The sequence below is a fragment of the Lichenicola cladoniae genome (assembly GCF_013201075.1).
GTDB lineage: Bacteria > Pseudomonadota > Alphaproteobacteria > Acetobacterales > Acetobacteraceae > Lichenicola > Lichenicola cladoniae.
The window spans coordinates 2,768,715-2,781,022 of sequence record NZ_CP053708.1; the positions used below are offsets into that span (position 1 = coordinate 2,768,715).

Below are 12,308 nucleotides of genomic sequence, written 5' to 3' on the forward strand. Positions count from 1 at the left end.
TTGCGCAGACTTGCTCGCTTTCTTTCCTTCCCCGACGCGTGTCTCGTCTTGAAAGACTACTCGGGCGACGTCGGGCCGGGGCCGAAGCCCCGACCGGTCATGGTAGCTCGGCGACCGTCAAAGATGCCCCTTCACCAGTTCATCCGCGACGGCCTGGTTCTTGTACACGGTCCTGAGCGCCGCCAGGATTGCCGACGTGTCCACCGCGACCGCCCGGTTCTGGCTGCCGTCATAGACGAAGTCGCCGCCGAGAGAGTGGATGTTGCCGTCGAAGATCAGCCCCACCGCATGTCCACGCGCATCGATCACCGGGCTGCCCGAATTGCCGCCGATGATGTCGTTGGTCGAGGCGAAGTCGAACTTCGTCTTCATGTCGAGGTGCGGTTTGGCGTCGATCCAGGGTTGGGTCAGCCGGAACGGGTCGCTGCCGGTGGCGCGGTCGTAGAGCCCGGCGAAGGTCGTGAAGGCGGGAACCTGCTTGCCGTTCTCGTTCCAGCCTTTGACCACGCCGAACGATAGCCGCTGCGTGAAGGTGGCGTCCGGATAGCTGCCGGCGCCATCGCGTGCGAACCGGGCCTTGGAGATGGTCTCGCTGGTCTGGCGCTGCACCGACACGATGTCGTTGTCCCACTGGTCGCGCAGCGCGCGTGCCGTCGGCTCGATGGTGCGGACGAGCACGATCATCGGGTCGGTCGAGGCATCGATCGCCGCCTGCCCGCCTGTCCAGAGCGCCATGCGCACGGCCGGGTCGGCGAGCTTCGAGCCATCGACCAGGGTGTTGGCCCGGATGTCCGGACTGTCCTGGCCGAGTACCTGATGCACGGTGGCATCGTCGGCGCCGAGCGCCTGGCGCAGCCGGGTCAGGGAGAAGGCGAGCAGCGTCCGGTCCAGGTCGGCATGCACGGGCGCCGGCGACTTGAGCGCGTCCTCGACCGCGGGCAGGTTGGCGTCGTGGAAGGCGGACAGGCGCTGCGCATCCGGCTTAGCCCGCTCGGCCGCACCACGAACCAGGATCTTGGCATAGTGGAACAGGTCGCTCTGGAAGCCGCGCGGATTACCGCGGGGCCCGCCTTCGATCATCGTATAGCGAACGTTGAGCGCGCGCTCCTTGTCGAGTGCCGAGCCCAGCTTCGTCCACGGATCGCCGTAGGTCGCCTTGCGGGCCGGATCGGCATCGATCCAGGCCCTCAGGCCGGTCTCGTATTTCTGCTTGGTTGCCATCATGGCCGGATCGGCCAGGGTCTGAAGCCAGCCCGCGTAGACCTTCAGACTGTTCTCGACGCCGAACAGCATGTCCTGCGCATCCTGGGTCTGCTGCGCGCCCTGGCGTCCGTACTGCCACAGCACGCCATCCAGCGTGGACAGGTAGCCATAGGTCGAGGGAAGCTCGAGATCGCGCGTGAGCTGCAACTGCGCAACCGGCTCCTCGCGGGAGGTCGAGCCCGGATTGCCGGAGGTGAACACCAGCTGGCCGTCCTTGGGACCCTCGGCGTCGAACGGGAAGTAGGTCACCTTCGCCGGATGGCCGTTCTCGTAGGCACGCAGGAAGGTCAGGTCGAGGTCGTAGCGGGGAAAGTTGAAATTGTCCGGGTCGCCGCCGAAGAACGCGGCGTTCTGGTCCGGTGCGAACACCAGCCGCACATCCTGGTAGCGCTTGTAGCGATAGAGGGCCGTCCGGCCGCCGTGGTAGAGCGTCACGACGTCGCAGCGCCAGTGGGTCGGGTCGCCGGCGACGCAGTCCTTCTGGATACCCGCCTCGGCGGCCTTCTGCGCCTGGCTGTAGGCAGCGCCCTGCTGGCCGGCGAGTGCCTTGCCCATGGTCGCGGTGACGTCGGTGATGCGGTCGAGCCGGTCGAGTTCCATGGCGGGGCACTGCGGCTCGGAGGCCTGGCCCTTGGAGGAGAAGCCGTTCTGGAACCAGTTTTCGCCCTTGGGCGACAACTCGGCCAGGCATTCGTTGGCGCAGTGGTGGTTGGTCATGACCAGCCCGTCCGCGGACACGAACGAGGCCGAGCATCCCAGCGTCAGCCGTGCGGAGGCCTGGGTGACCCGGCTGATCCATTCCGCCGAAGGGGTGAAACCATATCGCTGCTTGAGCTGCCTGGTCGGCAGGTTGTCCATGGTCCACATGCCTTCGTCGGCCCGTGCGGCCGCGCCGAAGGTGCTTGTCGCCAGCACCAGAGCCGTGGTCGATCGAAGAATATGCAAGCGGAATGTGCGGTATCGCATGGTGGGCCGATCCTGATGCGGTGACGCGCCCGGTTTGCGCAGCACCTAGGATCACCGCATGGGCCATTCCATGCATCGTCGAAGAGGCTGCCCAATACCGGAGCATTGCCACGACATCTAGAATATCCGGCCGGTCAAGTCACCGGCCGGCCCAGGCCCGATGGGGCCGGCTGCTCAGCTCATCATGATCCAGAGGCCGGCGCCGACGATGGCGGTGGCGACGACTGCGCCACAATTTATCAGGATCGAGCCCATGTCCCGGGTCGGGAGTGTGGGGGTCTTGGTGTGGCTCAGGGTGGTGGCCATTGGATGTCCTGCAGGTGTTTGGGCGGATCGATCCGTCCGGTTGACCGGAGAACTAGGCCGGCTCATCTGCCCGGTCCATGCACCAGTTTGCATAGCTTGTGTGCAGCGTTTGCTCGATTCTAGTGCAACCTTGTCTGAGCCCGGACTTGCCGACCATCACCAGGGGCCGCATGGCACCGTGTCTGCCCGCCGCTGCCTCGACAGCAGCATCGAGGCCTCGCCGCGATTGCAGGAAGCGCCGACCCCGACAACGTTGCTCGGGCCTATGACTGGCATGCTTCGGCAGGGCAACGTGGCCCGGGCAAGATCCAGGGACGGCGACGGCAGCGTCGATCGATGTCCAGCGGATCATCATCGGCGCAGACGGAACCGTCCGGCCGATGTAATCTGTACCGGATGCGATATGCCTGCGTACCACGGGCAGTCCGGATGCGGAGAAAGCGTTTATGACGGTCGAAACGGTCGCCTCATCGTCGGGCAAGCCTCGGGTGATGGTCGTCCATCCCCTCGTCGTGCGGATCACCCACTGGGTCAACGCGGTCGCCATTGTCATGATGGTCTGCAGCGGCTGGCAGATTTATAATGCCTCGCCGCTGATCCCATTCAGGTTTCCGGCCTGGATGACGCTCGGCGGCTGGCTCGGCGGCGGCATCGCATGGCACCTCGCCGCCATGTGGCTGCTGATCGCCAATTCGCTGGGGTATTTCGGCTACGGTCTGATCGGACGGCACTTCGTGCGCTCGTTCCTGCCGATCACCCCGCGCGCCTTCGGGCATGATCTCCGCGAGGCGCTGGCATTCCGGTTGAAGCACAAGCTCGGCACCTACAACGCGGTGCAGCGGCTGCTCTATATCGGTGTGCTGGTGCTGGGCGTCGCTGCCCTGGTATCCGGGCTCGGCATGTGGAAACCGGTGCAGCTCCAGCTCATCGACTCGCTGCTGGGCGGCTATCCGACGCTGCGCTGGATCCATTTCTTCGCGATGAGCGGGATCGTCCTGTTCGTTGTCGTGCATCTGGCGCTGGTAGCGCTGGTGCCGAAAACCCTGCCGGCGATGATTACCGGGCGTGCGCATCTCGATGCGTCCCCCGCCGAGGTGCAGTCATGAACGATATTAAACCGCAGGACGACCGAACGCCGGAGGCCCGGGCGGCCCGCCGGCAGCTGCTCGAGACGCTGCGGCCGAGACTGGAGCGGATCGAACGGCGGTCGTTCCTGCGCCAGGGCCTGTCGCTCGGCGCACTGACCATGCTGTCCGGCTGCAACCTCGCAGACGGAGATGCAGTGGACCGCGTGCTGCTGGCGATGTCGCGCTTCAACGACCGGGTGCAGTCGCTGCTGTTCAGCAAGACGACCCTGGCGCCGACCTATGCCGCCGACCGGATCACCAAGCCGTTTCCGTTCAATGCGTTCTACGGGATCGACGATGCACCCGACATCGACGGCGACACCTGGAAGCTGGAACTGTCCGGACTGGTCGCGGACAAGACGCCGTGGACGCTCGACCGCCTGCGAGCCCTGCCGCAGCAGAGCCAGATCACCCGGCTGATCTGCGTCGAAGGGTGGAGTGCCATCGGGCAATGGAGCGGCGTGCCGTTCCGCACCTTCCTCGAGCATATCGGCGCGGACCTGACCGCGCGCTATGTCGGCATCAAGTGCCTCGACCGCTACTACTCGTCGATCGACATGGAGACCGCGCTGCATCCACAGACGATCATCACGCTGGATTACGGCGGCAGCGAGTTGCCGACCGGATACGGCTATCCGATCCGGCTGCGCATCCCGACCAAGCTCGGCTTCAAGAACCCGAAATACATCGGCGCCATGTTCGTCACCAACACTTATCCGGGCGGCTATTGGGAAGACCAGGGCTACAACTGGTTCAGCGGCAGCTGAACCAGCGCGGCGAGCCTCAGGGCACCAGGTCGATCTCGGACAGTCGGGTGCCGCGGGCGAGGTCCCAGACCAGGATGCGGTCGGGACCGCCACCGGTCAGTGCGATCGACAACACCGTATCGGACTGACGGACCAGCGCGGTAATCCGGGTTCCGGCCGGCTCGCGCGCCAGGACCGGACGGTCCGACATCGGAGGCAATGGAGCGGCGGTGGCACCGAGCGCAGCCGCGTGGGATTGCGGATGGGCCAGCCGATGGATGACCACGGCGACCAGGCCGGTGGTTCCGGCGACGATCAGCACCCCCATGAAGATCACCAGCGCCATTAGCGCCTTGCTTGTACCCACTCCGGTCTCCCTGCGGCATCGTGCCGACGCGTCTTGTAGTCCGTCCCGGCGGTTTCGGATAAAGCACGCCGATGATTGAACCGGAGCATCCCGACCCGTCCCAGGAGCATGCCTCCGGACCAGGCGCGTTGTCGGTCGTGGCCGAGCCGTCGCATGACGGCATGCGGACCGACCGGTTCCTGGCCGAAGCGTCTCCCAGCCTGTCCCGGTCGCGCATCAAGGGCCTGATGGAAGACGGCCATGTGCGGCGCGGTGGCGCGGTATTGCGATCCCCGGCCGAAATCGTGCGGGCCGGCATGCGATTCGAGGTATCGCCGCCGGTGCCGGTCTCGGCCTGGCCGGCGTCGCAGTCGATCCCGTTCACCATCCTCTATGAGGATGACAGCCTGATCGTACTCGACAAGCCGGCAGGGCTGGTGGTGCATCCGGCCCCGGGCAACGAGGACGGCACGCTGGTAAATGCCCTGCTCGGCTATTGCGGCGAGACCCTGCCGGGGATCGGCGGCGAGAAGCGGCCGGGAATCGTGCACCGGCTCGACAAGGACACGTCCGGCACCATGGTCGTCGCCAAGACCGAACATGCGCTGGCGACGCTGTCCGCAGATTTCGCAGCACGCCGGATCGAGCGCAGCTACCTCGCTTTGTGCTGGGGCGTGCTGTCGCCGGCGGCGGGAGACCTGGAGGGCGCGATCGGACGCGATCCGCGCGACCGCAAGCGCATGACCATCGTCCCACGCGGCGGCAAATACGCCCTGACCCATTACCGGACGCTGGAGACCATCGACATGGCGGTCAGTTTGATCGAGTGCCGGCTGGCCACCGGACGCACTCACCAGATCCGCGTGCATTTCTCGCAGAACGGTCACGCGCTGCTGGGCGATCCGGTCTATCTGCGCCGGATCCCGGCCGTGTCGAAATTGCTGCCCGACCATGCAAGGCGGGCGGCGCTGGACTTTCCGCGCCAGGCCCTGCATGCGGCTATGCTGGCCTTCACGCATCCGGAAACCGGCGCCATGCTTCGTTTCGAGACGCCGCCGCCGGTTGATTTTCAGGATCTACAGAAAATACTGTTCACGGATCCTTAATCACGCATGGACGAGTGTTCAGGTCACGGAAAGGCCACATTAACTTGACCGGACCGCACCGGTCCGGTATCCCTTGTTCAATTCCGACGAGCGGGCGCGCCCGCCGGTCTGGGCGTCCTGAGCCGGCTCTGCCTTACATGGGGAGTATCTCGGGGACGTGAAGTCCAACCCGCGCCCATGCTGAACCTGCTGCGAAACATTGTCCCGTCTGTGCCGTAAGGACAGGCGAGATGCCGCAGCCGCTCAGGCGAAAGGAGCCTCCGATGGCAGTAGCCACCATTAATGTAAGTCCCGAAGGCAACCTCTCGCGCTACCTTCAGGAAATTCGCAAATTCCCGATGCTTGCGCCCGAAGAGGAGTTATCACTCTCCAAGGCGTGGCGCGACAGCGAAGATACCGCAGCCGCTCATAAGCTAGTGACGTCGCATCTTCGTCTCGTCGCCAAGATCGCGATGGGCTACCGCGGCTATGGCCTGCCGATCGCTGAGCTTATCAGCGAAGGCAATGTCGGCATGATGCAGGCGGTGAAACGCTTCGATCCCGAGCGCGGCTTCCGGTTGGCCACCTATGCGATGTGGTGGATCAGGGCGGCGATCCAGGAATACATCCTGCATAGCTGGTCGCTCGTGAAGATGGGCACCACAGCCGCACAGAAGAAGCTGTTCTTCAACCTGCGCAGGCTGAAGGGCCAGATGCAGGCGATCGAGGACGGCGACATGCAGCCGGAGCAGGTCGATCACATCGCGACGACGCTGGGCGTGTCCACCAACGACGTGGTGAACATGAACCGCCGCCTCGCCGCGCCGGACCACAGCCTCAACGCGCCGGTTCGTGCCGACAGTGAAGGCGAGTGGCAGGACTGGCTGGTCGACGATGCGGACAGCCAGGAGCAGACGCTCGCCGAAAGCGAGGAGTTCAGCGGCCGCAAGGCATTGCTGGGCGACGCGCTGCAGACGTTGAACGAGCGCGAGCGCCATATTCTGGTAGAGCGCAGGTTGAACGAGGAGCCTTCGACGCTCGAGGACCTGTCCCAGCATTACGGTATCTCGCGCGAGCGGGTGCGCCAGATCGAGGTGCGTGCGTTCGAGAAGGTGCAGAAGGCGATGAAGACGCAGGTGACCACGCGCCGGCTGGCGGATCAGGCCGCCTGACCGGGTCATCCCGGCTAAAGACCATGCGCCGCCGAGGGTAACCTCGGCGGCGTTTTCGTTTGTACTTGCCTGGAGCCTCAGGCCCGGGGTGGCAGCGGCCCCCATTCCTCTTCGAGCGTGACGATCGCGGCGGCCAGAGATCGACGAGTGCCGGCGGCCGCAATGTCGGAGCAGAGGCGCACGGCCAGTGTAGCAGCCTCGCTGGTGAACCAGCCGGCAAGGATCGAGACCCAGCTTGTCGCCAGGATCAGCGGCTGCCTGACCAGCATGATGGCGGCCGACAGGGTCGTGCCGTGGCTCCAGAACACGAGCAACGGGTGGACGCTGGCTGCCAGGCCGAACAGCGATGCGGCCTTCGCGACCCGTCCGGCCCCGCCATCCTCCGGTATTAGGGCGAACAGCGCGACCGGAACCATCAGGGTGGTCAGCAGCACGGCGCTGCCGGGCGATAGGACGACCATCGCCCCGCAGCCGAGGCCGCCCCACCAAAGCATCGCGCCATGCGGACCGGCCTTCGTGGCAGCGGAGATCGGCGCCGCCTCCTCGCGTGCGGCACGGACCATCAGAAGATGATCGCGGCCGCGACGGCGCCGAGAACGGCGACGATGCCGGTGGCCATCGCGATCTCGCGCCCGGCGACGCGGGCCGCCTGTGCACGCTGGGGGCCGGCTGCGAAAGACACTCGCTGGGCGGTCCGGAGTGCGTCCGCCTGGTTCCGCGCTGCGGTCAACGCGGCGTTGTCGGTGGACCAGGCATCGTCACGACAGGCGAGGTCGAGCATGGCGACGAGATCGCCCTCGATCGCTGCTTGCTCCAGCCGGACCAGACGCCGCTCGCGCCGCCCCTTCCCCGGCCACGCCTGCAGACGTTCCCGGGTCATCGGGAGCATGCGCGCCGCCAGTCCCGGGAGGCCAGGTGGCGTACACTCCGGGACACGGGACTGGCGGGGCGACAGCGCGAGATCGCGCGCCCTGGTCAACGCCTGAAGTTGCGCCTGCGCCAGCGCCTGCAGATCGAGCAGCCGTTCGTCGGCATCGGCGGGTATCGCAAGCTCGATGGAGACGGGCTGTTCCTCCGTCCGTGCCGCCAGCAGCGCCAGCATCTGCTGGTCAAGCAGGCGCGCGCCGGTCCCGAATGAAGCGGGCACGGATGCCATAGCCTCCAGTGCCAGGATGAGCTGCTGGGGAAGGACGACGCAGACACCGGCCAGGACCGGCGAGGTGCAGGCGAGATAGGGATTGAGGCTGTAGGCCAGCATCGGCAGGCGCAGGTTCGGGGCCGGAAGCCGCGCCGCCCGCGCCATGCGCCGCTCCAGATCGTCGATCACCACGCTCGCATTGCGACCGGTCAGGCTGGCCCAGCGTCGGAGCGCGCCGTAGCGCATCGCATCATGCAGCACGTCCACGCCGGTGCCGGCAATCATGTGCGCGGCCAGCATCGACGGCGCGGCATCCGGCCAGAACCAGGTTCCGGACCAGAACATCGGCGCCAGGGGATCGAGCAGCGCGATCGTCTGCATGAGGATCATGCTCTCGGCACCATCGACGCTGCGGTCGCGTGCCGACCGCACGGCCTCGTCGATGCGGCCTGCCGGCAGCGACTGTTCCAGCGCGCGCCGAAGCCACTGGTCGATCGTACCCGCCCGGAGCAAGGCCAATGCCTCGGCCGGCTGCGTGGCGAACACCATTGCCAGCATCCTGGCCGTCCATACCGGAGTCTTGCCCAGCATCAGTGGGCGCGGCGCACGCGGTTCCGGCCGCGGCGCCTTGGGCCGTTCGGCACCGATCCCGTTTTCCGACAATGCGGCCAGGGTGGGCCGGTTGCGGGGATCGTCCGACAGCATCACCCGCAACAGCGACACCAGCACCGGCGACAGCCGCTCGCCGTTGGTGAGTGCCTGGAAGCTGCCGAGCTCGAGCTTGCGGGCCAGGATCTGGTCGTCGTCCAGCCCGGCCATCGGCGGCCGTCCCAGCGCCAGCTCGAGCAGGACCACGCCTAGCGCATAGACATCGTCGGACAGCGCGCCATGGCCTCGTGCCGGCGGGCTGCAGACGCCGACCGACGGTGGTTCATAAAGGACCGGTTGTGCGAAGGCAGGCGGCATCACGCAACCGGGCGCCAGCAGGATCCGGCCGCTCTCGAGCGACCTGAACAGGTTGGCGGGCCGGACTGCGCGGTGCGCCAGGCCAAGCGACTGGAGGCGGCCGAGCGCCAGTGCCAGGGGCCGGAGATAGATCGAGGTCAGCTCGGCCTCGGTCGGCGGAAGCGCATTCTCGCCGATCGTGTCCCGCAGCGACGGGCCGGGCGGGGCATCGCAGACGATCCAGTAATCGGCGCCGCCCGGACCATGCGCCAGCGGCATCAGCAGGGAGATATTATAGGCGTTCAGGAAGTTGGGGAGGTTGGCGCGCGGCGGCGCATCGCGGCGTGTCCGGACCGCGATCAGTGGCGCCGGCGCCCGGTCCCGCCGGCGAGCGGGCTGGTCGGCGGGTTGATAGGGTTCCGCGACGAAGGCCGGCAGTCCCGCAAAGTCGCCGCACGGCATGTCGGGCAGGACCAGGAAGCGCTGGTCGATGAGGACCCCGCTGCCGTTCCGTCCATCATCCTGACGACCCTGCATGCTGACCCACAATCCCGAACCTCCGGGCAGTGTGGCGGCCGAGTGCTTAAGGCGTGGTTAATCACCGATTGCCGGAACGCCGGCAAGCCGTGGCATTCGATTGTCGTGTCGGTTCGGGCTTCTTGCAGTTTCGCCTGACCAGTTTCGATTATCTGCCTGTCATGGCCTGGGAATAGACGATCTCCAGGGCTGGGGAGCTGATGCTGACTTCGCCGCTGCAAGGATCGTCGAGTATGCCGACCCGGAAGATCATCAGGGTTGGCAGCGCGGGGATGAGGGCGGTCATCCAGAGATGCGTGCTGAAGCACGACCTATCGAAGAACAATGTGACAAGGCTCAGCCGTACTCGCCTGGCTTCCACCATTTTATTGAGTTGCCTGTGGATTGCTGCATGGAAGCGAAGCCACGGCGCTGCTGCGGACGGTTGATGTCGATCGCAGGGTGCGCGTGGCCTCCAGGATTACCTTCCAGCACATCCCGCCACGGTTCCGGGTAACCGTCCGCATTCGGTTCCCGGCGCGACGATCCTCAGACCGCCGACGCCTCGGCTTCCATGTGTGCGAACCTGACGCATTCGGAAACGGCTTCGGCCAGGCTGCCTGCATAGAAGTCGGCGCCGATCTGGCTCCTGAGTTCGTCGTCCGTCGCATGGTCGTCCGGAGCTCCCGATCTCGGATCACCCTCGGTCGAGGCCGGCCATAGACCCATCATGATCGGCACATCCGGGATACGCTGGCGCAGACGCCGGAGCAGACCGCGGATCCGGACGGGATTGCCGCTCAGATCGAGATACGAGACGCAGATCATCGCGATACCGGACACGTCGAACGTGTCGATCGTCTCGCGGGAAACATCGTTGTGCGATGCGACCCGCGCCCCGATCGCGTGCTTCTTGAGCAGCTGTGCCAGCATGGTGGATGCGGCGAGGTCGAGCGGGCCGCGTCCGGCAACGCACAGGATGGGACTATGCCCTTGCCAGTGGGACGGCAGCAATGTCCTGGCGGGAGCCGTATCAAGCGGCGGCGGCGTCACCGGCACTTCGCGGTCCTCGCGGCGCTTGCCGGCGAGCGGCTGCTCGGTCGCGCCCGGCGACGGGTCGAGATCGTCGTGCCCGTCCAGATCGTTCACCAGTTCCTGGACCGCCTGGTTGATCTGTATCGCCCGCTCCGGAAGCAGCGCGCCCCGCTGCATGTCGGCTGCCGCGAGCATCAGTCCCTTGAGCACGATGTCGTCGTAATACGAGGATAACGAGCGCTGTTTCAGCGACGTTCCTGCCTGGCGCAACATCTCGTCGTCGTCGTTGGCGAGCATGCGCTGGTAGAAGCTCTCGATCGGAGTCAGGGCCGGCCGGTCGCCGAGCAGGATATCCAGGAACTCCAGCCGCTCGATGTGACGGCCCATCACCACCAGGCATAGGGTCAGTGGCGTGGACAGGATCAGTCCGATCGGGCCCCAGATCCAGCTCCAGAAAATTGCCACCACGATCACCGCGACCGGCGACAGGCCCGTCGCATGGCCATAGACCAGCGGCTCCACGACCTGGCCCATCGCGCCTTCGGTCACCACGAACAGGGCGGCGGCCCAGGCGACCATCGACCAGCCCGGATCGACGGCCGCCGCGAGTGCGATCGGCAGGATCGCCGCGATCGCGGAGCCGACATACGGCACGAACCTGAGCAGCGTGCCGAGCACGCCCCAGAGGATCGGATTCGGAACGCCGATCAGCATCAGGCCGACGCCGATGATCACGCCGAACAAGGCGTTGATGCCGAGCTGGGTCAGGAAATAGCGCCCGAGGCGCGATCCTGCATCGTCGAGCGCCGCGGTCGTCCGGAGCAGGTCGTCCGAGCCGAACAACCGGATCATCCGATCGCGCAGATCCTCGCGCTGCATCAGGATAAAGATCGCCACCACGAACACGATGCCGATCGTCTCCAGTGGACTGACGATCGGGCTCAGCACCTGCTGCAGGAGATGGATCGGCGTCGGCGAGGGTTGCTGCACCACGACCGGCATCGGCTTCTGCCCGTCCGGCGCCGTTGGCGCCGTCGCCTGCGGCCCGCCGCCGGATGTTTCCTTGCCGATCTTGTTGGTGATCTCCCGCAGGTGGCCAGACGTGAAGCTCCTGACCGAGGCGACCTTGTGCTCGATCGTGCTCTGGTATCGCGGCAGATCGCTGCTCAAGGATGCAATCTGCGTCCCGATGATCCCGCCAAGGACCAGCAGGACGCCGAGCGCCGTGATGACCGATAGCAGCACGGCCGGAATTTTCGGAACCCACAGGCGCTGCAGCAGGAGAACCAGGGGTGCCAGCACGAAACTCAGCAGAACCGAGAGTGTAATCGGGATCAGCACCTCCCGGCCCAGATACAGCGCCGCGACGATCACCACGCCGGCCACGATCCCCGTCAGCTTCTCCGCGGGCGGCGTGTCTGCCGCCGGGACGCGGGCACGCGGAAGGTCGGCAGTTGGACGACTCGACGCGAACGACATGATGCACCTGCTGAGAATCGCCGGCCACTACGCCTGGTCGAGCGAGCGGTAACGTCGGCTGGTGCGATCTGTTGCTTGCAGATGGCCGAAGCCGCGGAACATGCCCGCCCCGGAAGCGACTTCCTCGCATTCGCGACTGTCGGGTATGCCTGCCGTGGCGGCGTCAGGACATTACCCGTAGTTC

Annotated in this window: 11 protein-coding genes; 4 read left to right on the forward strand and 7 right to left on the reverse strand. The window is 66.1% G+C overall.

Annotated elements, in window-relative coordinates:
* Nucleotides 1-117 precede the first annotated feature (117 nt).
* Nucleotides 118-2,229, reverse strand: coding sequence for a S46 family peptidase (locus tag HN018_RS12705; protein ID WP_171836330.1), 2,112 nt, complete (start codon nucleotides 2,227-2,229; stop codon nucleotides 118-120).
* A gap of 174 nt (nucleotides 2,230-2,403) precedes the next feature.
* The gene (locus HN018_RS29110) at nucleotides 2,404-2,535 is read right to left on the reverse strand and encodes a hypothetical protein (RefSeq protein ID WP_275434010.1); all 132 of its coding nucleotides are present in this window, start codon (nucleotides 2,533-2,535) and stop codon (nucleotides 2,404-2,406) included.
* A 446-nt stretch (nucleotides 2,536-2,981) separates the two neighbouring features.
* On the opposite strand from HN018_RS29110, the gene HN018_RS12710 reads away from it, so the two are divergent.
* Both HN018_RS12710 and HN018_RS12715 read left to right on the forward strand, forming a co-directional pair.
* The gene (locus tag HN018_RS12710; RefSeq protein WP_171836329.1) at nucleotides 2,982-3,641 is read left to right on the forward strand and encodes a cytochrome b/b6 domain-containing protein; all 660 of its coding nucleotides are present in this window, start codon (nucleotides 2,982-2,984) and stop codon (nucleotides 3,639-3,641) included.
* Nucleotides 3,638-4,429, forward strand: coding sequence for a molybdopterin-dependent oxidoreductase (locus HN018_RS12715; RefSeq protein ID WP_171836328.1), 792 nt, complete (start codon nucleotides 3,638-3,640; stop codon nucleotides 4,427-4,429). Before HN018_RS12710 ends, HN018_RS12715 begins: the two co-directional genes overlap by 4 nt.
* Before the next feature lie 16 nt (nucleotides 4,430-4,445).
* Here HN018_RS12715 and HN018_RS12720 read toward each other — a convergent pair whose 3' ends face one another.
* A complete protein-coding gene (locus tag HN018_RS12720) occupies nucleotides 4,446-4,775 on the reverse strand; it encodes a hypothetical protein (RefSeq protein ID WP_239478640.1) in 330 nt (109 codons plus the stop codon).
* Between the two features lie 71 nt (nucleotides 4,776-4,846).
* Between HN018_RS12720 and HN018_RS12725 the strand changes: the two genes are divergently transcribed.
* Both HN018_RS12725 and rpoH read left to right on the forward strand, forming a co-directional pair.
* Entirely contained in the window at nucleotides 4,847-5,860 is a 1,014-nt protein-coding gene (locus HN018_RS12725; RefSeq protein WP_171836327.1) for an RluA family pseudouridine synthase, read from the forward strand.
* A gap of 263 nt (nucleotides 5,861-6,123) precedes the next feature.
* On the forward strand, nucleotides 6,124-7,011 hold the full coding sequence (rpoH, locus tag HN018_RS12730) for an RNA polymerase sigma factor RpoH (protein ID WP_171836394.1): 888 nt from the start codon (nucleotides 6,124-6,126) through the stop codon (nucleotides 7,009-7,011).
* Between the two features lie 77 nt (nucleotides 7,012-7,088).
* On the opposite strand, the gene HN018_RS12735 is transcribed toward rpoH, so the two are convergent.
* The 4 genes from HN018_RS12735 to HN018_RS12750 form a co-directional block, all read right to left on the reverse strand.
* Entirely contained in the window at nucleotides 7,089-7,574 is a 486-nt protein-coding gene (locus tag HN018_RS12735; RefSeq protein ID WP_171836326.1) for a hypothetical protein, read from the reverse strand.
* Complete coding sequence (locus HN018_RS12740; RefSeq protein WP_171836325.1) at nucleotides 7,574-9,631, reverse strand: hypothetical protein; 2,058 nt, start codon at nucleotides 9,629-9,631, stop codon at nucleotides 7,574-7,576. Before HN018_RS12740 ends, HN018_RS12735 begins: the two co-directional genes overlap by 1 nt.
* Before the next feature lie 148 nt (nucleotides 9,632-9,779).
* Nucleotides 9,780-9,917 carry a hypothetical protein gene (locus HN018_RS12745; protein WP_171836324.1) on the reverse strand — a complete coding sequence of 46 codons (138 nt, stop codon included), beginning with the start codon at nucleotides 9,915-9,917 and terminating at the stop codon, nucleotides 9,780-9,782.
* Between the two features lie 242 nt (nucleotides 9,918-10,159).
* The gene (locus HN018_RS12750) at nucleotides 10,160-12,124 is read right to left on the reverse strand and encodes an AI-2E family transporter (protein ID WP_171836323.1); all 1,965 of its coding nucleotides are present in this window, start codon (nucleotides 12,122-12,124) and stop codon (nucleotides 10,160-10,162) included.
* Nucleotides 12,125-12,308 lie beyond the last annotated feature (184 nt).